At 68.6% G+C, this 23,126-nt stretch carries 22 protein-coding genes; 8 read left to right on the forward strand and 14 right to left on the reverse strand.

Annotated features, from left to right (window positions below; all coding sequences use genetic code 11):
• Nucleotides 1-5: 5 nt before the first annotated feature.
• The 3 genes from MOQ72_RS25225 to MOQ72_RS25235 all read right to left on the reverse strand — a co-directional run bounded on the left by MOQ72_RS25225 (nucleotide 6) and on the right by MOQ72_RS25235 (nucleotide 4,203).
• Entirely contained in the window at nucleotides 6-1,829 is a 1,824-nt protein-coding gene (locus tag MOQ72_RS25225; protein WP_242188110.1) for a transketolase, read from the reverse strand.
• Nucleotides 1,830-1,929: 100 nt separating this feature from the next.
• Entirely contained in the window at nucleotides 1,930-2,439 is a 510-nt protein-coding gene (locus MOQ72_RS25230; protein WP_242188111.1) for an ATP-binding protein, read from the reverse strand.
• Nucleotides 2,440-2,940: 501 nt separating this feature from the next.
• Nucleotides 2,941-4,203, reverse strand: a complete 1,263-nt coding sequence (locus tag MOQ72_RS25235) for an aminotransferase family protein (protein WP_242188112.1) — start codon at nucleotides 4,201-4,203, stop codon at nucleotides 2,941-2,943.
• Nucleotides 4,204-4,414: 211 nt separating this feature from the next.
• Between MOQ72_RS25235 and MOQ72_RS25240 the strand changes: the two genes are divergently transcribed.
• From MOQ72_RS25240 to MOQ72_RS25250, 3 genes are all read left to right on the forward strand, one after another.
• Nucleotides 4,415-5,347: a nitroreductase family protein gene (locus MOQ72_RS25240; protein ID WP_242188113.1), complete on the forward strand. Its 933-nt coding sequence runs from the start codon at nucleotides 4,415-4,417 to the stop codon at nucleotides 5,345-5,347.
• Nucleotides 5,348-5,657: 310 nt separating this feature from the next.
• Complete coding sequence (gene ssuE / locus MOQ72_RS25245; protein WP_242188114.1) at nucleotides 5,658-6,218, forward strand: NADPH-dependent FMN reductase; 561 nt, start codon at nucleotides 5,658-5,660, stop codon at nucleotides 6,216-6,218.
• Nucleotides 6,219-6,395: 177 nt separating this feature from the next.
• Nucleotides 6,396-7,016 (forward strand): class I SAM-dependent DNA methyltransferase, encoded by a 621-nt coding sequence (locus MOQ72_RS25250; RefSeq protein ID WP_242188115.1) that lies wholly within the window; start codon nucleotides 6,396-6,398, stop codon nucleotides 7,014-7,016.
• 65 nt (nucleotides 7,017-7,081) lie between these two features.
• On the opposite strand, the gene MOQ72_RS25255 is transcribed toward MOQ72_RS25250, so the two are convergent.
• The 3 genes from MOQ72_RS25255 to MOQ72_RS25265 form a co-directional block, all read right to left on the reverse strand.
• The gene (locus tag MOQ72_RS25255; RefSeq protein WP_242188116.1) at nucleotides 7,082-7,669 is read right to left on the reverse strand and encodes a TetR/AcrR family transcriptional regulator; all 588 of its coding nucleotides are present in this window, start codon (nucleotides 7,667-7,669) and stop codon (nucleotides 7,082-7,084) included.
• 10 nt (nucleotides 7,670-7,679) lie between these two features.
• Nucleotides 7,680-9,134, reverse strand: a complete 1,455-nt coding sequence (locus MOQ72_RS25260; protein WP_242188117.1) for an MFS transporter — start codon at nucleotides 9,132-9,134, stop codon at nucleotides 7,680-7,682.
• Nucleotides 9,135-9,319: 185 nt separating this feature from the next.
• Nucleotides 9,320-10,804 (reverse strand): AMP-binding protein, encoded by a 1,485-nt coding sequence (locus tag MOQ72_RS25265; RefSeq protein ID WP_242188118.1) that lies wholly within the window; start codon nucleotides 10,802-10,804, stop codon nucleotides 9,320-9,322.
• Nucleotides 10,805-11,048: 244 nt separating this feature from the next.
• On the opposite strand from MOQ72_RS25265, the gene MOQ72_RS25270 reads away from it, so the two are divergent.
• Nucleotides 11,049-12,206 carry an LLM class flavin-dependent oxidoreductase gene (locus tag MOQ72_RS25270; protein ID WP_242188119.1) on the forward strand — a complete coding sequence of 386 codons (1,158 nt, stop codon included), beginning with the start codon at nucleotides 11,049-11,051 and terminating at the stop codon, nucleotides 12,204-12,206.
• Between the two features lie 60 nt (nucleotides 12,207-12,266).
• On the opposite strand, the gene MOQ72_RS25275 is transcribed toward MOQ72_RS25270, so the two are convergent.
• From MOQ72_RS25275 to MOQ72_RS25295, 5 genes are all read right to left on the reverse strand, one after another.
• Nucleotides 12,267-12,998: an aspartate/glutamate racemase family protein gene (locus MOQ72_RS25275; RefSeq protein ID WP_242188120.1), complete on the reverse strand. Its 732-nt coding sequence runs from the start codon at nucleotides 12,996-12,998 to the stop codon at nucleotides 12,267-12,269.
• An 84-nt stretch (nucleotides 12,999-13,082) separates the two neighbouring features.
• Nucleotides 13,083-14,582 (reverse strand): NCS1 family nucleobase:cation symporter-1, encoded by a 1,500-nt coding sequence (locus MOQ72_RS25280; protein WP_242188121.1) that lies wholly within the window; start codon nucleotides 14,580-14,582, stop codon nucleotides 13,083-13,085.
• Nucleotides 14,583-14,733: 151 nt separating this feature from the next.
• Nucleotides 14,734-15,393 carry a GntR family transcriptional regulator gene (locus tag MOQ72_RS25285; protein ID WP_242188122.1) on the reverse strand — a complete coding sequence of 220 codons (660 nt, stop codon included), beginning with the start codon at nucleotides 15,391-15,393 and terminating at the stop codon, nucleotides 14,734-14,736.
• Nucleotides 15,394-15,634: 241 nt separating this feature from the next.
• Nucleotides 15,635-16,384 carry an ABC transporter permease gene (locus MOQ72_RS25290; RefSeq protein ID WP_242188123.1) on the reverse strand — a complete coding sequence of 250 codons (750 nt, stop codon included), beginning with the start codon at nucleotides 16,382-16,384 and terminating at the stop codon, nucleotides 15,635-15,637.
• Nucleotides 16,385-16,407: 23 nt separating this feature from the next.
• On the reverse strand, nucleotides 16,408-17,364 hold the full coding sequence (locus MOQ72_RS25295; RefSeq protein ID WP_242188124.1) for an ATP-binding cassette domain-containing protein: 957 nt from the start codon (nucleotides 17,362-17,364) through the stop codon (nucleotides 16,408-16,410).
• Between the two features lie 38 nt (nucleotides 17,365-17,402).
• On the opposite strand from MOQ72_RS25295, the gene MOQ72_RS25300 reads away from it, so the two are divergent.
• The 3 genes from MOQ72_RS25300 to MOQ72_RS25310 are packed head-to-tail and all read left to right on the forward strand — an operon-like array spanning nucleotide 17,403 to nucleotide 19,326.
• Complete coding sequence (locus tag MOQ72_RS25300) at nucleotides 17,403-17,630, forward strand: hypothetical protein (protein WP_242188125.1); 228 nt, start codon at nucleotides 17,403-17,405, stop codon at nucleotides 17,628-17,630.
• 34 nt (nucleotides 17,631-17,664) lie between these two features.
• Nucleotides 17,665-18,321, forward strand: a complete 657-nt coding sequence (locus MOQ72_RS25305) for a hypothetical protein (protein WP_242188126.1) — start codon at nucleotides 17,665-17,667, stop codon at nucleotides 18,319-18,321.
• A 42-nt stretch (nucleotides 18,322-18,363) separates the two neighbouring features.
• Complete coding sequence (locus tag MOQ72_RS25310) at nucleotides 18,364-19,326, forward strand: Lrp/AsnC family transcriptional regulator (protein WP_242188127.1); 963 nt, start codon at nucleotides 18,364-18,366, stop codon at nucleotides 19,324-19,326.
• Between the two features lie 13 nt (nucleotides 19,327-19,339).
• Here MOQ72_RS25310 and MOQ72_RS25315 read toward each other — a convergent pair whose 3' ends face one another.
• The 3 genes from MOQ72_RS25315 to MOQ72_RS25325 all read right to left on the reverse strand — a co-directional run bounded on the left by MOQ72_RS25315 (nucleotide 19,340) and on the right by MOQ72_RS25325 (nucleotide 21,998).
• On the reverse strand, nucleotides 19,340-20,140 hold the full coding sequence (locus MOQ72_RS25315) for an exodeoxyribonuclease III (RefSeq protein ID WP_242188128.1): 801 nt from the start codon (nucleotides 20,138-20,140) through the stop codon (nucleotides 19,340-19,342).
• Nucleotides 20,141-20,193: 53 nt separating this feature from the next.
• Nucleotides 20,194-21,675, reverse strand: a complete 1,482-nt coding sequence (locus MOQ72_RS25320; protein ID WP_242188129.1) for a CoA transferase — start codon at nucleotides 21,673-21,675, stop codon at nucleotides 20,194-20,196.
• Between the two features lie 107 nt (nucleotides 21,676-21,782).
• Nucleotides 21,783-21,998 carry a DUF8847 domain-containing protein gene (locus MOQ72_RS25325; protein ID WP_242188130.1) on the reverse strand — a complete coding sequence of 72 codons (216 nt, stop codon included), beginning with the start codon at nucleotides 21,996-21,998 and terminating at the stop codon, nucleotides 21,783-21,785.
• Between the two features lie 211 nt (nucleotides 21,999-22,209).
• Here MOQ72_RS25325 and ligD point away from each other — a divergent pair, with 211 nt between their 5' ends.
• Nucleotides 22,210-23,109 (forward strand): non-homologous end-joining DNA ligase, encoded by a 900-nt coding sequence (gene ligD, locus MOQ72_RS25330; protein ID WP_242188131.1) that lies wholly within the window; start codon nucleotides 22,210-22,212, stop codon nucleotides 23,107-23,109.
• The last annotated feature ends 17 nt before the right edge of the window (nucleotides 23,110-23,126 follow it).

The following is a 23,126-nucleotide window of genomic DNA, read 5'->3' on the forward strand; positions in this document are numbered from 1 at the left end:
GAAGTTCAGGCGGTGACCAGTTTGCGGGCTGCGTTGGCGATGGCGGGTGCGTCGATGCCCGCCTGCCCGAGCAGCTCCGCCGGGGTGCCGGAGCCGGGCATGGTGCGCACCGCCAGGATCCGCACCGGCGTTTCGGTCCCCGCCAGGGCGCTCAGCACGCTCTCGCCGAGGCCGCCTTCCGGCCAGTGGTCCTCGGCGGTGACCAGTCCGCTGGTCTCGGTGGCTGCCCGGCGCAGCGTGTGCACGTCCACCGGTTTGATCGAGTACAGGTCGATGACGCGAGCCTGAATTCCTTCCTTGGCAAGGATTTCCGCTGCGCGGAGTGCCTCGTGCAGGGTGATGCCCGCGCCGACGAGCGTGACGTCGTCGCCGTCGCGCACCACGCGTGAGCCGCCGATGGGGAAGTCCTCGCCCGGCTCGTAGATCACCGGCGTGCCGCCGCGGGTGGTCCGCAGGTAGCTGATGCCGCCGCGGTCGGCCATCGCCTCCACCAGTCGCACGGTTTGGTTGCCGTCGCACGGGTAGAGCACTGTGCTGCCGTGCACCGCGCGGAACGCCGCGATGTCCTCCAGCGCCATCTGCGACGGCCCGTCCTCCCCGATGGACACCCCCGCGTGCGAGCCCATCAGGCGCAGGTTCGCCCGGCTCACCGCGGCCATCCGGATGAAGTCGTAGGCGCGGCTGAGGAATGCCGCGAAGGTCGAGGCGAACGGTACCCAGCCGCGCACCTGCATGCCGATCGCCGCGGAGAGCAACTGCTGCTCGGCGATGTACATCTCGAAGTAGCGTTCCGGGTTGGCGTCCCGGAACAGCTCGGAGAAGGTCGAGTTCGACACTTCGCCATCGAGCGCCACCACGTCGCCGCGCCGATCACCGAGGGCGCGCAGCGCCTCGCCGTATGCCTTGCGGGTGGCGACCTTGCTGCCGACTTCGAACGCGGGCAACCCGCCGCCGCGCACCGCGAAGGTGTGCGGAGCTTCGGTGCCGGTGGGCTTGGCCGGGGTGACGCGCAGGTCGCGGATGCCGCCGAGTTCGCGGATCGCCTCGTCGGGATGCACCAGTGCTTTGCCGTGGAATCCCGGCTTGTCCTCGACTTCGGCGACGCCCTTGCCCTTCTTGGTGGCCGCCAGCACGGCAACTGGCCGACCGTCCCCGGATTCGGCGTCCTTCAGCGCGGCTTCGACCTGCTCCGGGTCGTGGCCGTCGATCTGCAGCGTGCGCCAACCGGCCGCATGGGCGCGGGCGGCGTAGGCGTCGAGGTCCCAGCCGTGCATCGTCTGGCCGGTCTGGCCGAGCCGGTTGATGTCGACCAGCGCGATGAGGTTGTCCAACTGCTCGTGCCCGGCGTGCTCCAGCGCTTCCCAGATCGACCCCTCGGCCATCTCGCTGTCGCCGCAGAGCACCCAGACCCGGTAGGGCAGCCGGTCGAGCCGCTGCGCCGTCAGCGCCAGACCCACCCCGATCGGCAGGCCCTGGCCGAGCGAGCCGGTTGCCACGTCGACCCAGGGCAGCACGGGTGTCGGATGGCCTTCCAGGCGGCTGCCGAACTTCCGGAAGGTGAGCAGTTCGGCGTCGTCGATCGCGCCGACCGCCTTCAGGCACGAGTAGTACAGGGGCGAGGCGTGCCCCTTGGAGAAGATGAGGTGGTCATTGCGCGGATCGTCCGGGCGGCCGAAGTCCAGCCGCAGGTGACCGTCCAGCAGCGCGGCCAGCAGATCTGCGGCGGACATCGATGACGTGGGGTGCCCCGACCCGGCTGCGCTGCTCGCGCGCACCGAGTCGACCCGCAACTGCTGCGCCAACTCGAAGCGGAACGTCAAATGGTCCATGCCTCGGGTGATGCCCGCCGAAGCGGCCTGCGAAACCAGTACCAGCCAGCATGCGCGGTGCCGGAGATCCCGGACCGCGAAACGAGTTCGGAGACGGCCTTCAGAACACGTCGGAGTTGCTCAGCCCGGAAAGCAGGCGCTTGATCACCTCGGGGTCGATCTCGGCGGTTTCCTCGACGTGGTGCTCCGCTTGGGAGGCGCGCTTCCGAGAGCGGCGGGGCAACGGCACCGCGTTCGCCGAAACACCGCTCGGCAACGGCACCTCGCACCAGACCAGCGTGCCACCGCCGCGCAGTGCGGTGGCGCCGCAGCGGCCACCGGCGAATCCGGGGGCCAGCGCGGGCGGGATGGTCGCCTGCTCGTCCTCGACCTCGGCCACCAGGCTTTCCCCGCTCAGCCGCAGCCGGACCGTGATGAAGCCGGGGGAGTCCGGGTCGGCGCTGTCCACCGCGGCGGTCACCAACGCGGCGGCCAGCTGCGTGGTCTCGTCGATCAATTCGCGCAACGACCACTCTGTCAAGGAAAATCGGACGAACATCTCGGTGCAGTTCAACGCGCTGGGCAGTGCGATGAGTCGCAGATCGTCGACTTGTGAGGTCTGGGTGTTCACCTGGTTGTCGTCCTCCGTCCGCGTCCGCTGCGCGTCATCACCCGCTTGCCGTATTTTGCCAACTCGTGCGGGTGGCTTGTCCACAGGGGCGGCGAATTCTCGAAGCGCCGCTCACGGGTTGTTTCCGAGTGGAATGTCGTTCTCTCCGGCGGGCGCGTCGCACGGCGCCCGGTCGGCCCGCGCGGCGCGCGGCCTGTCAGGTGACTCGGCGCATATCTGACATCCCTCGGTTGTCTAATGTGGACGGTTCTCGGCGAACCCTGTTGCGGCACAACGAGTTCGGCCACCGGGCTCAATCGTGCCAACAGTGGTGCGCAGTGCACGACAGTGGTCTGGCCAGAAACGTACGGCACTGATCCCACTTGGTACAGACCGGTACGTATCGGTTCCGCAACGGGAATATTCCAGCCCGATGTTCGACGGATGTCCAGCGGCCGGATGGCCGGTTTTCGCCACGGCGATCGGGGTGCCCGCACCGACGGCGCGGGCACCCCGATCGGCTCAGACGAGGGTGTCCAGACCTTCCCGCATCGCCTTGCCGAGCTGCTCGATCTCCGACTCGCTGATGATCAGCGGCGGCGACACCGCCAGTGCCTTGCCCAACGGGCGCACGATCACGCCGAGATCGCGGATGGCGACCTGCGCGCGGAACACCGCGCCGGGATCGGCGGCCAGCAGCTCCGGCGCCAGCTCGACCGCGCCGAGCAGGCCGGTGCCGCCGCGCACCTCGCCGACGGCCGGGTGCTCGGCCAGCTGCCGCAGCGCGTCGTGCAGCGGGCGTTCCAGTTCGTCGGCCCGAGGCAGCAGCTTCTCGCGCTCCAGGATGTCCAGGTTGGCCAGTGCCGCGGCGCACACCGTGGGATGTCCGGAGTAGGTGGCGCCGTGCCGGAAGGGGCGGCCCGGCTGGCTCCAGAACGGCTCGGCCACCCGGTCGGCGATCACCACGCCGCCCAGCGGCAGGTATCCGCTGGTCACGCCCTTGGCGAAGGTGATCATGTCCGGTTGCAGGCCCCACCGCTCGACGCCGAACCAGCTGCCCACCCGGCCGAAGCCGCAGATCACCGCGTCGGCGACGAACAGGATCTCGTGCTCGGCGCAGATCTTGGCGACCGCCTCCAGGTAGCCCGGCTGCGGCGGGTACAGCCCGCCCGCACCCATCACCGGCTCGGCGAAGAACGCCGCGATTCGGTCCGCGCCGAGCCGGTCGATGGCCTCCCGCAGGCTCTCCGCGTCATCGTGGGCGACCCGGCTGGTCTCGGGCACGAGATCGCCGAACCCGGCCTGGTTGACCGGGATTCCGCCGATGCTGGTGCCCATGCCGTTGGTGCCGTGGTAGGCGTTGCCGCGGCTGAGGATGTGGGTCCGCTGCGGTTGCCCGACCTGGGCCCAGTACTGCCGGGCCAGCTTCGCGGCGGTGTCGATCGACTCGCCGCCCCCGGTGGTGAGGAAGATCCTCGCGTCGTCCATCGGGGCGAGTTGCGCGAGCCGGTCCGCGAGCGCCTCGGCGGGCGGGTTGGTGAAGTCGTTGAACACGAAGTAGGACTCCAGCGTGCGCATTTGCGCTGCGGCGGCCTCGACGATCTCGGTGCGGCCGTGGCCGACGTTGGCGTACCAGAGACTCGCGGTGCCGTCTAGGTAACGGCGGCCCTCCTGGTCGTAGATCCAGACCCCATCGGCCTTGCTGACGCAGAACTGACTGCTCTGGACCTCGAACATGTCCGCGAACGGGTGCCACAACGCGGTGTTGCGCGGTGCTGTCGACATGCGTTCCTCCTTCGGTGTCGCGCCCCCAGCTTCGTCTCCCAGCCCTCGGGTACGCCAGTGCCAAAACGCCGAAAATCACCCGGCGAGATGGCCAGATCGCCAATTTCGGGCGCTGCCGCGCTGCTGGGAGCCGGGACTTTTTCCTCTGCTGGAGCTCTCCCGCTGACGGCACGGTCATCGGTGTTTGTCCGTCGCCTGGAGGTGTCAACGCATGAAATGGTTCCCGATGCTGCGCCGGTCCCCGGTTGTATCCGCCGACGAGCGTTCGTGGACTACCGACGAGGTGGCCGCACTGGCCGAGGCAGTGCGCCGTGCCCCGTCGGCGTACGACACGCAGCCCTGGTCGCTTCGGATGCACGGGCGTACCGCCACGCTCCGGCTTCGCCCGATGGCCGAACTGGTTCGGCAGGACCCGGAAGGACGCGATCGACGGATGTCGTGCGGGTCGGCGGTCGCCAACCTGGTGGTCGCGATGCGCGGCCTCGGCTGGGCCACCGATGTGAGCTGGGACGATGAGTCGGATGGCGAGGCGACGATGATCGGTACGCACCGGCAACACCCGACAGCGGTGGATCGCGACCGCTGGCAGGCCATCGCACGCCGCGTCGACTTCCGCCGGGCCTTCACCGACCGACCGATTCCGCACCTGGCGCGCGCCGCCGTGCTCGACGCGTCGACGACGCAGGCCACCTGGGTGGACGGAGCAGTTGAGGAGCACGCGCTGGCGAGGCTGCTCGGCTACGCCGCGCGAGCCGACCACGACGATTCGAATTACCAGCAGGAATTGGGTGTCTGGATCGCACCGATCGCGGGTGACGGCCTGTCCACCGACGTGCCCGATCTGGAACGCATCGCCCAATGGCTGACGCCGGAATCGGTGCTGGTGTTCAGCACGATCACGGACAACCCGCGAGATCACCTCCAGGTCGGCGAAGCCGCTGAGCGGGCCTGGCTGGAGGCCACCCGGCTGGGTTTGGCGGCTTCCGTGCTGGCCCAGCCGCTGCGGCTGCCCGAGGTGCGCTTCGGGTTCCGGGATGAACTCGGGCTCGATGGCGTGCCGCAGTTGCTGATGCGGGTCGGCTACCCAGCGGCGATCCCGATGCCGCGCACCATCCGGCGGCAGTCGAACGCCTTGGCCGACTGACCGTCCACTGTGGTCTTGGTGCGAAGTGGCTGCCCAGCCGCCGCCCTGGCGCGTGTTGAGCGCCACATCGCGGCCGGTGGGCGAGGTGTCCGGCTGGTGGGAAGTGCGGACCACCGATTGACATGCCGCGTTGCGCTGCTCACGATTGACCCGTGACGTTCCCGGTGCTCACCAAGCGGCGACACGTGGATTTCCGCCGCGTGTCCGCCCAGTCCTGTTGATCTCATCGTGCCGCCAGTCCGGGTTTGGCGCTGCCGCGCGCGGATCCGGAACAGCCCGAGTCCACAGTGGACGTGATCAGGGAGCACGTGTGTCCAGCGTTCTGGTAATTTCCGGTAGCCCGTCGCGCACTTCGAAGACCGAACGGATCGGCGAACACGTGGCGCAGCGCTTGGCGGCCGCTGACCGCAGCGTCGAGCACCTGCGAGTTCGCACCCTGCCCGCGGAGGCGCTGCTCGGTGCCGACACCCGCGACCCGGCGATCGCCGACGCCACCGCCAGCGTTGCCGAGGCCGACGGCATCGTGCTGGCCACGCCGACCTACAAGGCGGCCTATTCCGGCCTGCTCAAGACGTTCCTGGACCTGCTGCCGCAGTTCGGCTTCGCGGGCAAGGCGGTGCTACCGCTGGCCACCGGCGGCACGGTCGCCCACGTCCTGGCGATCGACTACGCACTGCGACCGGTGGTGCACTCGCTCGGCGCCCGGCATGCGGTGCAGAGCTTCTTCCTGCTGGACAAGCACCTGTCGGTGGTGGGCGACCAGCTCAGCGTCCACCCGGACAGCGCCGAACCCCTGACGGACGTGATCGAGCAGTTCACCAAAGCCCTCGACGGGGTTCCGCACGCCACCGTCCTCGGCCGCTCGGCCTGAAGACCTCGTGAGTGCATAGCCGGGTTGGAGCCCGGTTGCGCACTCACGACCATCAGCGCCGTTCGCGGTGGACCGCAGTTCCAACTGAAACTGCGGTCCACCGTTGTGATGTTGGTCGTTTCCCGCGGATTCGGATCGTGCGAGGGTTGGCTGATCCGAGCGGGAGGAGTGCCGATCATGGCTGAGCGCAGTCCGAAGTTGCAGCGCGCGTACGACCTCAAGAGCAAGGAAGAGGCCGAAGCCGTCTACGACGAGTGGGCAACCGACTACGACACGGACATGATCGACGGCATGGACTACGTAGCGCCCGCGAACGCGGCGAACCGACTGGTCGACGTGGTGGGCGGCGATCCGGGCCCGGTGCTGGACGCGGGCTGTGGAACCGGGCTGGTCGGTGTGGCGCTGGCGCGGCGATCGGTGTCGGTGATCGACGGTGTCGACCTGTCGCAGGGCATGCTCGACCAAGCTCGGGCCCGCGGCGTGTACCGAAACCTGGGCAAGGCCGACCTGACGCAGCGCTTGGACGTCGCGGACGACACCTACGGCGCGGCGATCTGCGTCGGCACCATCACCGACGGTCACGTCGGCCCGGAGGTCTTCGACGAACTGGTCCGGGTGGTCCGCCCCGGCGGCCTGGTGGTGGCGACGGTCGCCCACGTCTGGGAATCCCGCAAGGTCGGCGAACACCTCGACGACCTCGCAGCACGAGGTCTGGTACACCTCAGAGAAGCCGACGAATGGGAGTCGGTAAGAGGCGAAAACGTCTACTGCCGAATCCCAGTCCTCGAAGTCCGCTGACCCGTCCACTCGTGAGTGCGTAACCGGCTCCAGCCCGGTTACGCACTCACGACTGCGGGGCTCCGCTACAGCGGGCCGTTGAGCCAGTTTTGGAGCAGTGGGGCCGTTATCGCTATCAGGTTTTCCTTGGGTTCTGCGCTTATTGCTTTTGTTCTCAGGACTAGGCGGGCTGCTCCTAGGCCCATCAGGTGGCTGCAGACCAGCTCTGCTCGGAGGCGGGCTTTGGGGCCTGGTAGGCGTTTCGCCAGGCGGGTTACCAGTTGGCGTTCGAAGTTCGCTCGGAACTGGGCTCCCGCGGGGCGCGACGACGTGAAGACCGCTCTCACCATCGGGTCGCCCTGGGTGCGGTCGTGGTAGTCCAGCAGGGTTCGGACCAGGTGTTCGCCCAGGTTCGGGAGTTCGCAGTCCAGCAGGCGTTCCGCGTCCTGTTCGAAGGTCGACGCTTCCTCGAACAGGTTCTCCTTGCTGCCGAAGTACTTCACCACCAGCGCCGCGCTGACCTCGGCGTCCGCGGCGATGTCGCGCAGTGTCACGTCGGCGTAGCCGCACGACGAGAAGCGTCGGCGGGCCATCTTGAGGATGGCTTCGCGGGTGCCGCTCGCGTCGCGCCGCTGGTCCTCGTCGACCGTCGCGGCCGGAGCCGTGCTGGGCATGTCGTTCAGGCTAGCGTGACTGCCCGATCGCAGTCGCCACCTGGGCGGTAACAGGCATGTACCGACGCGCGGCCGGGGTCGCCGCGGCGATCACCGCCGCCAGCAGCGCCGCTCCACCGGCCACCGTGAACACCCAGGAGTAGGCGAGCACCGACGGGTAGTTCACCCCGGAGATCTGCACCACCGACCCGGTGGTCAGCGCCACCACGATGGCGCTGCAACTGGACGTCCCCAGCGAGCGGGCCAGGCTGTTCAGGCTGTTGGCCGCGGCGGTCTCGGTCGGCGGCACCGCTTGCATGATCAGCGTCGGCAGGGCGCCGTAGCACAGCGCGCCGCCGATCGCGACGACCGTCAAGTTGAACACGACCAGCGGTAACGGGTCGTGCAGCATAGATCCGGCGAGGTTGCCCAACGTCAGCACGGTGCCGCCCATGATCAGCGTGGCGCGCGGTCCGCGCCGTCGGGAGATCCGGGCGGAGACCGGGGAGAACACGCCCATCGCCCCGCCGATCGGCAGCAGCACCAGCCCGGTGACCACCAACGACATGCCGAAGCCGTACCCGGTGTCTTCCGGGGCCTGCATGATCTGCGCGCCCACCATGAACCCGGCGAACATCGCCAGCCCGATCAGCACCGAAGCGATGTTCGTCAGCAGCACCGTCGGGTGCGCCGACACCCGGAGGTCGACCAGCGGTGCGACGACGCGCAGTTCGTAGCAGCCCCACAGCACGAACAGCACCGCTGCCGCCGCGAGCAGCCCGAGGATGACACCACTGGTCCAGCCCCAGTCGTTGCCCTTCGAAATCGCCAGCAGCAAGCAGGTCAGGGCCGCCGACAAGCCCAGCGCGCCGAGGACGTCGAACCGGCCGCCGCTGCGCAGCGACGACTCCGGCACCACCAGCCGGACGAGCAAGATCTCGCCGATGCCGAAGAGGGTTGCGCCCGCGAACAGCCAGTGCCAGTTGAGGTTCTCGGCCACCAGTCCGGTCACCGGCAGGCCCACCGCGCCGCCGATGCCCAGCGTCGCGCTCATCAGCGCGATTCCGGAACCCATCCGATCCTCGGGCAGTTCGTCGCGCATGATGCTGATGCCCAACGGCACCACCCCGATCGCCGCGCCTTGCAGCACGCGGCCGACCAGCACCGCGATGAACTCGTCGCTGACCGCACCGATCGCGCTGCCCACCGACATCATCGCCAGCGCGACCAGCAGCATCCGCCGTTTGCCGTACATGTCGCCGAGTCGGCCGAGCACCGGCGAGCACACCGCACCCGCCACCAGCGTCGCGGTGACCAGCCACGCCGCGTTGGATCGGGTGGTGTCGAGGAGTCTGGGGAATTCGGGTAGTAGCGGTACGACCATGGTCTGCATCAACGACACCGCGATCCCGCACGATGCGAGCACCCCGATGACGATCTTCGAACGTCGCGCTGGGGCGGGGGAAGCGGAGGCGGCGCTGCTCATCTAGCTCCTCGCGATCGACTGTGAACTTGTGTTCACCCGAGGAGTAAACCCGCGTTCACCGCAGGTTGCAAGACGCCGCTCGTGTCGATTCAGTGCGAACAGGGGAGGTTTCGGTCACAGCACCGTCCACTGTGGATAGACCCGAGTAGGGGATTGCGGTAGTTGTCGGAGAGTGGATCAGTTCCTCACCGCGGCTTCAGGCGTTCGGCGCGCAGGCGGGAGCGGCGGACCTTGCCCGCCTCGTCGCGCAGCGGCGCGGCGACGAACTCGAAGCTGCGCGGCAACCGGTAGGGCGCGACCCGAGACCGCAAGTGGTCCAGCAACGCCGCTTCCGTCACCGGTTGGCGGGGGAAGACGATGGCGTGCGGGACGTTGCCCAGGTCGTCGTCGGGCAGCCCGATCACGCAGCTGTCCACCACGGCCTCGTGCAATCCGAGCGCCGCCTCGATCTCCGCCGGGTACACGTTCGCGCCGCCGACCAGGATCATGTCCGCCTCCCGGTCGCCGAGGTAGAGGTAGCCGTCGTCGTCGAACCAGCCGACATCGCCCAGGGATTCCCAACCGTCGGGATCGATCTTGGCCTCTCCGCCCAACAACCGATAGGTCGGCGCGGTGCCCGCATCGCGGCGCAACCACACCTTGCCCTCCTGGCCGGGCGCCAGCACCCGGCCCTCGGCATCGCGCACCTGCATCTCGCCGCGCAGCACCCGTCCCACCGAGCCCGGATGCTCCAGCCACTCCTCGCTGGTGATCAGCGTGGCCGCCTGCGACTCGGTGGCCGAGTACATCTCGCGGAGGATCGGACCGACCCAGTCGATCCAGTGCCGCTTGAGCCACACCGGCACCGGCGCCGCGGTGTGGAAGACCGTGCGCAGACTGGACATGTCGGCCGTGGTGAGCACATCCGCGGGTAGTTTGGCGATCCGGCTCAGGATCGTCGACACCGTGTAGAACCAGGTCACCCGGTGTTCGGCGATCAGCTGGAGGGCTTTGGCGGCGTCGAAGCGGCGCATCAGGACCACGTGGTTGCCGCGCAGCAACCCCAGCCCGACGGCCATGTGCGGCCCGTTGTGCGAGACCGGCGACGGCACCAGCACCACGCCGTCCCGCTCGATTCCGAAACCGTTGGCTTGCGGGTCGACCTCCTCCACCAGCGACCGCCGCCCGGCGACGATCACCTTCGGGCGGCCGGTGCTGCCGCCGGAGGCCGGTGCTTTCCACGAGGGCGAGACCACGACCGGCAACGGGCTGTCGTCCTGCCGGGCACTGCGGAACTGCGCGGGCAGCACCGGTCGAGAACCGGATACCGGGGGTTCGACGTCGCCGATCACCAGCGCCGGGTCGGCCAGCGCGACGATCTCGGCCAGCTCGCCGGTCGGGAGCTTGGGGCTCAACGGCTGCGGAATGCCCCCCGCCTTCCACGTCGCGACCTGCGCGAGCACGAACGGCACGCCGTTGGGCAGCACGATGCTGACGAAGTCGCCCGGCCGCACCCCGCGGTCGCGCAGATCGCGGGCGAACCGATTGGTGGCGGACTCCAGCTCGGCTCGGGTGAGGGTGGTGTCTTCGCAGGTCAGCGCGGCGCGGTCGGGGTCGGCGGCGGCAAGTTCGGCCAACCGGACGGGGAACGGGGTGCCGGATGGCGCAACGGGCTGGTCGTCTGCGAGCACTCTGCAGCTCCTTCGGGCGGGCCGTTTAGTCCACAGCGGACAGGAGGGACCGAACGTCAACGAATCAATCACCGACCGGTTGGTACGACAAAGATGTTACGTCTAACGGTGCAATAGGCGCTGCCTATGCCGGTGTTGTTCGGTCGGCCGATTGCGCAGCGGCGGTGACTTTAGTGCACTGGGGAGACGTCACCGCGGGTGCGACGATGCACCGGGAGCGCCCGCCGACTCCCAGGAGGTAGGCGTGAGCAGACTGCGTTTCGGGATTTTCCTCGCTCCTTTCCACACGGCGGGCCAGAACCCGACCCTGGCGCTGCACCGGGATCTTGAGCTCATCCAGCACCTGGACGCGCTCGGTTACGACGAGGCGTGGATCGGCGAACACCATTCCGCGGGCAGTGAACTAATCGCCTCGCCGGAGATCTTCATCGCCGCCGCGGCGGAACGCACCCGCCAGATCAGGCTGGGCACCGGAGTCGTTTCGCTGGCGTACCACAACCCGCTGTGGGTGGCGGACCGGATGGTGTTGCTGGACCACCTCACCCGTGGCCGCGCGATGCTCGGCGTCGGACCCGGCTCGCTGCCCACGGACTCCGCGATGATCGGGCTGAACCCGACCGAGACCCGCGAACTGCTCGAAGAGAACATCGACATCGTGTTGCGCCTGTTGCGCGGCGAGTCGGTCACGGCGCAGACGCGCACACACAACCTCATCGACGCGCGCTTGCAGCTGCGCCCCTACTCGGATCCGCTGTTCGACGTGGCCGTTGCAGCGGTCGCGTCTCCAACGGGGCCCCGGCTGGCCGGGCGGCACGGTCTCGGGCTGTTGTCGATCGGTGCGACCCTCACGGCCGAAGGCTTCGACGCCCTGGGTTACCACTGGGGCATCATGACCGAGCGCGCCGAGACCTTCGGGACGCAGGTGGACCGCAGCGCGTGGCGGCTGGTTGGTCCGATGCACGTCGCCGAGACGCGGGAACAGGCATATCGGGACGTCGAGTACGGGATCGTGGACTGGTTCCAGTACTTCCAGAAGGTCGCGGCGTTCCCGCAGATGCACGTCGAAGGCGGCGACCTCAAGGAGATGATCGCCTTCATCCGCGAGTCCGGCGTCGGGGTGATCGGCACTCCCGACGACGCGGTGGAGCAGGTGCAACGGCTGGCCGACCAATCCGGCGGGTTCGGTGCGATGCTGCTGATGGCGCACGACTGGGCCAACCCGGCGGCGACCAACCGCTCCTACGAACTTATCGCCCAGCACGTGCTGCCCGAGTTCCAGGGCCAACGACAGTCCACACTGGACGCGAAGGAGCGGGCGAGCGCGACCCGCCAGGGCCACGCGCAGGCCCAGCACGACGCGGTCGCGCACATGACCAAGAAGTACGAGTCCGAGCGCTCCTGAACCCGATCGGGCTGTGGGTGAGGGGCACCCTTCACCAACATACTTGGTGAAGGGTGCCCATCACCCGGCGGCGAACGGGGTGATGGGCCAGCCCTTGATGGCTTTGCGGCGCGGGGTGGGATAGGCGCGCTTGGAGGTGGTGAGGTGCTGGCGGACCAGGGATTCCGCCAGGGCGACCGCGGCGGCCACGCCGTCGACGACCGGAACGTCCACGGCGGCCTCGACGTGTTCGGCCAGACCTGCCATACCCGCGCAGCCGAGCACGATCACGTCGGCGCCGTCGGATTCCACCGCCAGCCGCGCCTCCTCGACGATGCGTTCGGAGCTGCGCTCCGGATCGGCTTCCAGCTCCAGCACGGGTAATTCGGCGGCGCGCAGCGCCGCGCACCGGTCCGCCAGACCGATCAGTCGCAGTCGGTCGTGGATCTGGCCGAGCGTGCGGCGCAGCGAGGTCACCACCGCGTAGCGGCGGCCGATCAGGCATGCCGTGTGCGCCGCCGCCTCGGTGATGTCCACCACCGGGATGTCGAGCAGTTCGGCCAGCCCTTCCTTGCCGTGTTCGCCGAAACCGGCGAGCACCAGCGCGTCGAAGGGCTCCCGGATCTGGGTGATCCGGTCCATCACCGCCACCGCCGCCAGGTAGCTCTCGAAGTTGCCCTCCACCGAATCAGCACCGAAATCTGGCGTCACCGCCACGATCTCGGTGGCCGACCCGGCAACCTTCACCGCCTGCTGCCGAATAACCTCGGTAACACCCTCAGTGGTGTTGACGTTCGCGACGACGATCCGCATTTCTTCCCCTACCGCGTGGAATTTCCGGAGGTGAAGGGCACCTATTACCAAGCAAGTTGGGGAAAGGTGCCCTTCACCTGTCACTCAGTGGATACCGGAGGCGATGGTGGCTTGGCTGAGGTGCGCGCCGGAAACGTCGGTGAACTGGCGCTTGCGGTCGGCGATGACCAGGTAGATCGCTCCGGCGATGATGGCACCGATGAACCAGGAGAACGCCGAGACTGTCGAGAACGTCGGCGCCAGTGCGAGCACCATGCTGATGGCGGCGGCGGGCAGGAAGGCCGCCAGCGCTCGCGGGTTGACGCCGTGGCGGTAGGCGTACTCGCCCGCCGGGTCGGTGGTGTAGAGGTCCGGAACGTTGATCCGGGCGCGGCGGATCAACCAGTAGTCGACGATGATCACGCCGAACAGCGGGCCGAGCAGCGCACCCAGACCGCCCAGGAAGTAGTTCACCGCCGCCGGGCTGTTGTAGAGGTTCCACGGCAGCACCGCGACCGCCGCCACCGCGCTGATGATGCCGCCCCGCCGGAAGTTGATGTACTTCGGCGCGAGGTTGGCGAGGTCGTAGGCGGGTGAGACGAAGTTCGCCACGATGTTCACGCCGATGGTGGCGAAGGCGAACAGCAGCGCGCCGACGACCAGCACGAACGTGTTTGGCACCTTGGCGATGATCTTCGCCGGGTCGGTGATCACATCGCCGAACAGCGCCAACGAACCCGCGGTGACGACGATCGAGACCATCGCGAACGCGGTGAAGTTGACCGGCAGTCCCCAGAAGTTGCCGCGCACGATCGACTTCCGGTTCGGTGCGAACCGCGAGAAGTCGCAGAAGTTGAGCATCAGCGTGCCGTAGGTGGAGATGGTCAGCCCAGCGGCACCGAGCATCTCCCACCACATCGCGGGGCCGGACAACGCGTTCGGCGGGGTCCAGGTGATCCGGTCGCCGACCAGCACCAGCATCCAGATCGCCAGTCCGAGCATGACCAGCCAGACGATCGGCCCGGCCCAGTCCTGGAACTTGCGCACCACCTCCATGCCGAAGCTGAGGATGAACAGCTGCACGGCCCACAACGACAAGAAGCAGATCCAGCCCAATGTGGACAGTCCGAGGATCGAGTCCTGGGTCAGCGGCAGCAGCGCCGGGGAGATGCGCAGCGCCAGCACCACGACGGCCAGCGAGGCGAGGTAGGTCTGGATGCCGTACCAGGCGATGGCGATGACGGCGCGGATCAGCGCCGGGATCTGGGCGCCGTGCACACCGAAGCTGATGCGCGACATGACCGGGAAGGGCACCCCGGTCTTCTGCCCCATGTAGCCCATCAGGTTCATGCCCCAGAAGACCACCAGAATTCCCAGCAGCAGCGCGAAGAACGACGGCAGCGCGCCGAGGCCGATGGCGAAGAGTCCGGCGGCGAAGGTGTAGTTGCCGATGTTGTGCACGTCGTTCATCCACAGCGCGAAGATGCTGTAGGTCTTCCAACGCCGCTGCTGCGGTGGGGCCAGATCGGCGTTGTAGAGCCGATCGCTGACCGGTCGGTGCGTTGCGCTCACCTGGGGATCGACGTCGACGGACTCGGCGGCCATGTTATCACCCGAATTCCACTATGTGGAAGTATAAGAGTATGTATACATAAGGTAGGTTCGGATGAACAGCCGGTCAAGGTCATGTCGAAGTCGATCGCGTTCCGACTGCGTTACCGGAGCCGACCAACGTGACGCGCTGGTTTCCCGCGAGTCAGAACAGCATCCGCTCCAGCACCATCCGGCGGCTGGAGAGTACGTGCCGCTGCGCGACTTCGGCAGCCCGGTCGGCGTCCCCGGCGGCGATCGCGGCCTGCAGCTCCTCGTGCTCGCCGCAGACCCGCTCGGGTTCCAGGTTCATCCGGAACAGCCAGGCGAGTCGGCCGTGCAGCGGTTCCAGCATCGACGCCAGCAGATCGTTGCCCGCGAGCGAGACGAGCTTGTCGTGGAAGGCCGCGTTGGCGTCCGACATCCCGTCGACATCACCGGCTTCGTGCGCGGCGCGCGCCTGGCGGGCGAACTCGGCCATCTGCGCCACATCCGCGGGCTCACCCCGATGCGCGGCCAGCCGAGCCGCGTAGACCTCAAGGGCCTCGCGCACTTCGAAGAGCTCCTTGGCCTGCTCGCGGTCGAGTCCACGGACGAACACGCCCCGGCGGCGCGGCAGCACGTCGACGAATCCTTCGCTCTGCAGCATCCGGATGGCCTCCCGCACCGGGACGCGGGAGATGCCGAGTTCGACGGCGAGGTCCTGTTCGAAGATCCGGTCACCGGGACGCAGTCGGCCATCGGCGATGCGGGCCTGCAACTCCCGGCGCACCTGGTCGCGCAGGGGGATGCGGGCATCCGCAGCGTGCTCTCCGGTGACCGACACGTCGCCTCCTCGTGCTTGGCTGCCTCCAGCCTAGAGACTGTTTCCAGCAGTGGTTTGCGTAGCGGAACCTCAGACGCCGTCTCGCTGTGGGATCCCCGACATCATGTACTTCCAATTCGCAGTTTCACTGCACTGTCGTGGCTGTCCTCGCGAGGCGACGTCTGAGAACCCGCGGCGGTGCGAGCTGAGTCCCACACCGCAAGCGGCTACGCCGCTTAAAACAGACACCAGGCGAGCCGGGTCAGATGCCGCGTTTCATCGCTCGCGTCCCCAACCACACGCCGACCGCCGCGATCACGCCCGCCGCGATCGTCCCGGCCAGCACCGACGGAGAGGCGAGTTGACCGGAGAACAACGCGCGCTCGGCATCGGCGATGTGCGAGACCGGGTTGAACCGGGCGGCGGCCTGCAACCACGCCGGGCCGAAGTCCATCGGCAACAGCACGCCGGACAACAGCAGCAGGGGGAACAGCACGAGTTGGGTGACGGCGTAGAACAGTTCACCGCCCGGATGCGCGACGATCGCCAGCACGAACGACAGCGCGCCGAGGCCGACGCCGAAGACCAGCAGCAGCGCCAGACCGGCCAGCACGCCGGTGGGATGCAGGCGGAAACCCAGTGGCAGGGCCAGGCCGATGAGCAGCAGCGCCTGCACCAGCAGCAGTGCGAACTCCTTGAGGGTGCGGCCGATGAGCATCGCCGAGCGGTTCAGCGGGGTCACCAGCATCCGCTCCATCGAGCCGCCGCCGAGTTCGATCAGCAGGTTGTAACCGGCCATCAGCGGGCCGAACAGGCACATCATCACCAGCACGCCCGGTACGAACCACTGCCACGGCGACGTTTCGAACCCGGTGGTGCCGGTCAGCAGCGGACCGAAGAAGAACAGGAACAGCACCGGTTGTGCCATGCTGAACAGCAGTGCGAGCGGCGCGCGTAGCGTCGGGGTGATCTCGCGGCTGAAAATTGTTGCGGTGTCGCGGAAGAATTGCATCAACAGGTCCTTTTCATCGTTTTTCAGGATTGTTCGCTCTCGCGGAGGCTTCGGCCGGTGAGTGCGAGGAAAACGTCGTCCAAGGTGGGCCGGGCGGTTTCGGCCGCGATCGCCTTGATCCCGGTCTCCTCGAACGCGCGCAGGTACTCCGGCAGCGCGGTGTCCGCGCGCGGTACCCGGATTCGAACCGATCGGCCTTCGACGGTGACGGCATCGGCGGAGGCGATCTGGGTGGCCGTATTCGCAGCCGATGCCACGTCCGGCTGCGCGACGGTGATGGTGATCCGGTCACCGGCGAGGTCCGCCTTCAGCTGCTCGGGTGTGCCGTCCGCGATGACCCGGCCGTGGTCGATGACCACCACCCGTTCCGCCAGGTTGTCGGCTTCGTCGAGGTAATGCGTGGTGAACAGCAGCGTGGTGCGGTGCTTTTCGCGCAGCCGCAGGATGTGCTCCCAGATGTTGGCGCGGCTGTGCGGGTCGAGGCCGGTGGACGGCTCGTCCAGGAACAGCAGCGCGGGGTGGTTCACCAGCCCCATCGCGATGTCGAGTCGGCGGCGCTGTCCGCCGGAGAGGGTGCCGGGCGTGCGGGTGGCCAGCGGCGTCAGGTCGAGCATGTCGAGGACCTCGTCCGCGCGACGGCGCGACTCGTGGCGGGTCATCCCGTAGCTGCGGCCCTGGGTGATCAGTTCGTCGCGGGCCCGGAAGTTCTCGCCAGCGCTGGTCAGCTGACCGACGTAGCCGATGCGGGCGCGCACCCCGGCGGGGTCGGTGGTGATGTCGCGTCCGGCGACGGTTGCTGTTCCCGAGGTGGGCGGCAGCAGGGTGGTCAACATCCGCAGGCTGGTCGACTTGCCAGCGCCGTTCGGCCCGAGGAAGGCGACCAACTGGCCTTCTTCGACGTCGAGGTCCAGGCCGCGCACGGCATCCACCGGCTGGCGTTTGACGGTGAACCGGCGGGTCAGGCCGCGGGCATGGATCATCATCGGCTCCTTGTGCTCGGCTGCCGCGGAAAGCGGGCATGACGAAGAAACCCCAGTTCAGGGCTGTTGGGGTGAGATGGATGATCCTGGCGCGGGAAAGCCGAGTGGTCAAATGTGAACACCACGTTCATGTTCGTCTTGACCTGCGGAAACGCCCTTTCACTCGAATCTGGCGCATTGCTGCCATGTGGCCGAAAGCGCAGTTCAGCAGTGGGCTGGCGATTTTTTCGGCGGAATTCAATTGTGAACCTGATGTTTACAGCTGATACTGTGAACCCGAGGTTCACAGGGAGGTGGGACATGTCGGCGGATGAGGCCGGGCGACTGGTCCGGCAGTTGGCGGGCTCGGTGCCCGTGGAGGTGCTCGATCCGGGACCGAAGGGCAGCGATGTCGGCGACGAACAGGCGCGTCGGCTGGCGGCGCTCGGTCGGTTCCGCGCCGCACTGGATGCGGAGGAGTTGGTGTCCGAGGCGGCCGGGCGCGTCACCGCGTCGGCTGCTGAGGAAACGGTGTGGCTCGGTGCGAGCCTGGCGGATCTGAGCGCGGTCACCGGGCGCTCCCGCCAGGCGGCGCGCAAGCGCTGGCCGGAACTCGGGAGCGTCTACCGCCGCCGCAAGTGGCTCGGCAACCACGTCGAGGACATCAGCTACCTGGCCGGGCTGTTGGCGTCCCGCGCCGATGATCTGGTGCCCGGTCGCGGATATGGCACGTTCATGAAGCTGGTGCGGCAGTTGCGCGAGGGCCTGCGGCGCTGCGAGGCGGACTTCGCGTCGGACGCGCAGGACCGAACCAATCCGGCGGCCCGCTGGCGCGCGCTCGACGACCTGGTCAACGTGACGATGCGGGAGATCATCGGGATGGCCGGAAAACCCGCGACCCCGGAAGCCGACTTCGCCCTGCACGGCGCGCGCGGCGTGCTCGCCTACTACGACCACGCCACCGCCGAGGAGCAGTGAGCCGACCCGGCGACATCGGCGGAACCGGTCACATACTTGGCCATGAGCGACACCCAGGTCCGCTTGGACGAACTGGACCGGCGCATCGTCGCGGCGCTGCAAGTGGACGGCCGGGCTTCGTGGCGGCGCATCGCGGGGGTGCTCGGCGAGCCGGAACGCACCATCGCGCGGCGCGGCACCCGGCTGCTGCGGTCGGGGATCGTGGTGGTCACCGGAATGTCCAGATCCGGCGACCCGATGTTGCTGCGGATCGGCTGTGCGCAGGGCATGGTCCGCACCGTGGTCCGCGCACTGGCACAGCGCGCGGACACCACGTTCGTCTACGCGCTGACCGGAACCCTGGACTGCATCGCCGAGGTGATCACCTCGCGGTTGGACGCGGTGCTACTGGACGAGCTGCCCGCGACGCCCGGCCTGGTGAGCTGTTCGACGCACCCGGTGTTGCGGTACTTCCGCACGGTGCACCAGTGGCAGCCCGGTCTGCTCACCGACGCCGAGGTGGCCGAGCTGCGGGAATTCGAATCCGTGACGGCCTCGCCGCCGCGGGAGGGCGTCGGGGACAGCCGCGAGGACCGGCTGATCCTGCAGGCGCTGGCCGAGGACGGGCGGCGCACCCACGAGGACCTCGGCCACATCGCGGGGATCTCGGAGGCCACCGCACGACGTCGGGTCGAACGCCTGCGGCAGTCCGGGCGGGTGCTGGTGCGGGCCGTGGTGGAGCCCGATGCGCTGGGCTTGCCCGTCGAGGCGGTGCTGTGGATCAGGACCCGTCCGGCACAGGTGGAGGCCACCGGCCAGGCCTTGCTGCGCTCCCCGCTGGTGCGCTACGCCGCGGCCACCACCGGCGAGTACCAGGTCTGCGCCGACGTGACGGTGCCGGACCGGGCCGCGCTGTACGAGTTCGTCACGGCCGGGCAGTGGCTGTCCGGGGTGCGCTCCGTCGAGCCGTTCATCGTGGTCAGCGCGCGGAAACGCAGCGGCGTGCAGCGACCGTCGCAGGCGTGAGGCGCGCGTCGGGTCACGGCAGGTCCAGATCGACTACCACTGGGGCGTGGTCGGAGGTGCCCTTGCCCTTGCGGGCCTCGCGGTCGACGTAGGAGTCGGTCACCGCCGTGCTGAACTGCTCGTTGCCGTAGACCAGATCGATGCGCATGCCCTGGTTGTTCGGGAACCGCAGTTGCCGGTAGTCCCAGTAGGTGAACGGCACGTCGTACTTCAGGGCGCGTGGGTAGACCTCGGTGAGCCCGGTTTCCGCAAGCGCCGCAAGTGCCTTCCGCTCGTCCTCGGTGACGTGCGTGCTGTCGGCGAACGCGGTGATGTCCCAGACGTCGGCATTGGTCGGGGCGATGTTGAAGTCGCCGAGCACCGCGAACGGCCGGGCCGCGGCCAGCTCTTCGGCGGCGGTGGCGCGCAGCGCGTCGAGCCACCGGAGCTTGTAGGCGTAGTGCGGGTGGCCGACTTCGCGGCCGTTGGGCACGTACACCGACCACACCCGGACTCCGCCGCAGGTCGCACCGATCGCCCGCGGTTCCTGCGTCTCGAACATCGCGCCGTCGGCCTGGTAGCCGGGCTCGTCGAGCAGCCCGCGGCGGACCTCGTCGATGCCGACCTTGGACAGCACGGCCACCCCGTTCCAGCGGCCGGTGCCGTGCGCGGCGACCTCGTAGCCGAGTTCGCCGACTTCGTCGATCGGGAAGGCGTCGGCGGCGGACTTGAGTTCCTGAACGCACAACACGTCCGGCTCGGCGGCGCCCAGCCAGTCGAGCAGCTTCGGCAACCGGGCACCAATGGAGTTGACGTTCCAGGAAGCGATCCGCATACCCGAACCCTGTCACACGCCCCTGTCAACCGGCCGAGCCGGGCACCTGCGGTTCAGCGGGGCAGCCAGGCCGGGCGGCTGGCGCCGCGCGGCAGCAGGACGTGGCGGTAGGCACCCGGTGTTTCGGTCATCCGGACCTGCTCGGTGACGCCCTGGTAGTGGCCGAGCGGGGTCTGCGCGGTGAACGTCTCCGGGTCCAGGTAGGCGTGCTCCTCGCCGGTTCCGGCGATGGTGCGGGCGTAGTCGCGGTCGAAGATGCCCATGCTCAGGATCCACAGCGCGGCCCTGGTCAGCGAGACGTGCACGCGGTAGCTGCCGCCCTCGGTGGCGCGGCGGACGAGCGCCTGCCCGATGCCGAGCGCCAGCAGCCACGACACGATGTAGTCGTTGACCACCAGGATCGGCGGTAGCGCAGGGGTTTCGCCGTCGCCTTCGAGGTTCATCATGCCCACCACGCTGCCCGCGGACTGGTCGAAGCCGACCCACTGGGCCCACGGCCCGGTACGGCCGTTGAACGAGGCGGTTGCGTGGATGATGCCCGGCCGGGTCGCCGCGGCCTGCTCCGGCGCGAGCCCGATCGAGTCGAGGTAGCCGGGGCGGCGGTTGGCGTAGAAGACATCGGCACCGGCGAGCAGGCGCTGGATCAGCTGGGCACCGTCGGAGCGGCGTGGATCCACTGTGGACGATCGAACTCCGACGTTGGCGGTGAGGTAGGTCGTGTCGTGTTCGAGTTCCGCGGGGCGCCAGAGGTTGAGCACATCGGCGCCGTGCAGTGCCAACGCGCGACCGGCACCCGCACCGGCGATCACGTGACCCATGCCGAGGGCCCGCACCCCGTCGAGCGGAGCGGCGGCCGGGCGGAGCGGTTCAGGGACGCTGTCGCCGATCTTGGTCACCTCGATCAGCGGCAGATCGGCGAGGAAGTCGCGGTACTGGACCTCGTCGAGGATCTCCTCCGGGGTGCGCAGCACGGGCATGACCACCCCAGCGGCGGCTCCAGCTTCCTCCAGTTCGCGGGCCCGCCACCCGGCGATGGCGCGGGCCACCGCCGCACCGTCGTCGGGAACGCCGAGCAGCTTCTGGGCGCCGATCTTGATCTTCGGGTACGGGTTGAGCGGCATCACCCACCGGTCGTCGGCGGTGCGGTAGAAGGCGAAGCCGAGCGCGTTGCTCGGGTTCGCCTGGCTCGTGCCGGGATAACCGTTCAGCAGCTCCCACCGGTGGTCGTAGAACGGGCACAGCCGGTGCGGCGCGGTGCGCAGGTCCACCGCGATGTCCTGGCCGGGCCCGCCGCGCAACTGCCAGATCTTCGCCAGCACCACCGACTTGGCGGCCAGCGCGATCGCGGCGGCCGCACCCAGCCGCAGCGTGCTGGGCACCACCGGGTCGGCGCCGCGGAAGGAGATGCGTCCACCGGAATCGGCTGGGGCCAGGTCGACACCCGCCAGCAGGTCGGCGAGTTCTGCATGCGGGTCGAAGCTGTCATCGGTAGCGGGTGCCGCGATCGCCTTGCTGATCCGCTCGGTGAGGGACACAGGACCTCCCTGACTGGCCGACGTCCAGGGTCATTCACCAGGCTAGAGACTGTTTCAGAAGTGGTTTGCGTGGCGCTGCGGGGCGAAGGCGTGGCTGGTGGTGCCGGTCAGCGGTGCACGGGTTGTTCGCCTGCGTACCGGTAGCGCCAGACGCCGTCCGCGCGGCGATCTTGCCGATCGTAGCGAGCGAAGGGGGCCGCGCCGTCGCGCTGCGACGGGAAGCTGAACTGACCGATCGGTAAGTCGCTCTCCGGTACGGGGATGATGAACGACCGGCCGTCCTCCGGACCACCGATCAGTTCGGCGTGCACGTGCTGTTCCATGGATGGTCTCCCTGGGTCGAGCTGCGCCACCAGTGGGTTTTCTCGCCCCATGGGACCAAATTGAGCCGCCCCCGGTTCCGAACTTCACCCGATCGTCTCAATGCGACGCACGGGTGCTTCTCGATCGGGCCGGTCCGATTAGGGCGCTTCCGGTTCGGGTACACCCACCACATGCGCCTGACGGACCAACGACGAGCTGCGGTGATGCCGCGTGGCTGAGCAGTTGGAGATCGACGGGCGTCAGATCGAATTGTCCAATCCGGACAAGGTCTTCTACCCCGAGGACGGCTACCGGAAGCGGGACGTGGTCGAGTACTTCCGGAGCGTGGCGGCCGTCATGATCGCGCACACCCGGAGCAAACCGCTGACGCTGCGCCGGTTCCCGGACGGCATCGCATCCAGCGGTTTCTTTCAGAAGGAGGCGTCGGACCACTTCCCGGACTGGGTGCGGGTGGTGACCGTGCCGCAACGCGGCGAGCCGGGGGCGGTGCACCACGTCGTCGCCGACGATGCCGCGACGGTGCTGTACCTGGCCAACCTTGCCTGCCTGGAGTTCCACGTCGGCCTGTCCACAGTGGATGATCTGGATCGGCCGATCCTGGCGGTGCTGGACCTGGATCCGCCGGACGGCGTCGAACTGGCCGAACTGCGCGCGGTGGTGGGACGGATGTGCGAGCGGTTCCGGGACGCCGGGCTGTCCCCGCGCGTGCAGGCGACCGGCGGACACGGCTTCCACATCGCCGCACCGTTGCGCGCCGAGCGGGGCTTCGACGAGGTCCGGTCCGCCATCCGGGAGCTGGCCGAGGAGGCGGCGTGGGACGAGCCGCAGCGGCTGACCGTCGAGCAGCGCAAGGCCAAGCGGGGCGACCGGATCTTCTTGGACACCAACCGCAACGCCTACGGCCAGACGATGATCGCGCCGTACTCGCTGCGGGCCCGACGGGGTGCCCCGGCCGCGACCCCGCTCGACCTCGACGAGGTCGCCCGCGTGACGCCGCAGTCCTACGGCCTGGCGAACATGGCGCGGCGGCTGGCGCAGAAGGACGACCCGTGGGCGGGCTTGGAGAACACGCGGTCCGGTAGCGACTTTCCGCATCCCGGCAGCAGCTGACGTGCGTGACGCGGCCT

Source organism: Saccharopolyspora soli (assembly GCF_022678645.1).
GTDB lineage: Bacteria > Actinomycetota > Actinomycetes > Mycobacteriales > Pseudonocardiaceae > Saccharopolyspora > Saccharopolyspora soli.

Coding starts and splice junctions, on each gene's coding strand:
- MOQ72_RS25225 (WP_242188110.1), bottom strand. CDS start 1,829: ATGGACCATTTGACGTTCCGCTTCGAGTTGGCGCAGCAGTTGCGGGTC.
- MOQ72_RS25235 (WP_242188112.1), bottom strand. CDS start 4,203: ATGTCGACAGCACCGCGCAACACCGCGTTGTGGCACCCGTTCGCGGAC.
- MOQ72_RS25240 (WP_242188113.1), top strand. CDS start 4,415: ATGAAATGGTTCCCGATGCTGCGCCGGTCCCCGGTTGTATCCGCCGAC.
- MOQ72_RS25250 (WP_242188115.1), top strand. CDS start 6,396: ATGGCTGAGCGCAGTCCGAAGTTGCAGCGCGCGTACGACCTCAAGAGC.
- MOQ72_RS25255 (WP_242188116.1), bottom strand. CDS start 7,669: ATGCCCAGCACGGCTCCGGCCGCGACGGTCGACGAGGACCAGCGGCGC.
- MOQ72_RS25260 (WP_242188117.1), bottom strand. CDS start 9,134: ATGAGCAGCGCCGCCTCCGCTTCCCCCGCCCCAGCGCGACGTTCGAAG.
- MOQ72_RS25275 (WP_242188120.1), bottom strand. CDS start 12,998: ATGCGGATCGTCGTCGCGAACGTCAACACCACTGAGGGTGTTACCGAG.
- MOQ72_RS25280 (WP_242188121.1), bottom strand. CDS start 14,582: ATGGCCGCCGAGTCCGTCGACGTCGATCCCCAGGTGAGCGCAACGCAC.
- MOQ72_RS25290 (WP_242188123.1), bottom strand. CDS start 16,384: ATGCAATTCTTCCGCGACACCGCAACAATTTTCAGCCGCGAGATCACC.
- MOQ72_RS25295 (WP_242188124.1), bottom strand. CDS start 17,364: ATGATCCATGCCCGCGGCCTGACCCGCCGGTTCACCGTCAAACGCCAG.
- MOQ72_RS25300 (WP_242188125.1), top strand. CDS start 17,403: ATGACGAAGAAACCCCAGTTCAGGGCTGTTGGGGTGAGATGGATGATC.
- MOQ72_RS25305 (WP_242188126.1), top strand. CDS start 17,665: ATGTCGGCGGATGAGGCCGGGCGACTGGTCCGGCAGTTGGCGGGCTCG.
- MOQ72_RS25310 (WP_242188127.1), top strand. CDS start 18,364: ATGAGCGACACCCAGGTCCGCTTGGACGAACTGGACCGGCGCATCGTC.
- MOQ72_RS25315 (WP_242188128.1), bottom strand. CDS start 20,140: ATGCGGATCGCTTCCTGGAACGTCAACTCCATTGGTGCCCGGTTGCCG.
- MOQ72_RS25325 (WP_242188130.1), bottom strand. CDS start 21,998: ATGGAACAGCACGTGCACGCCGAACTGATCGGTGGTCCGGAGGACGGC.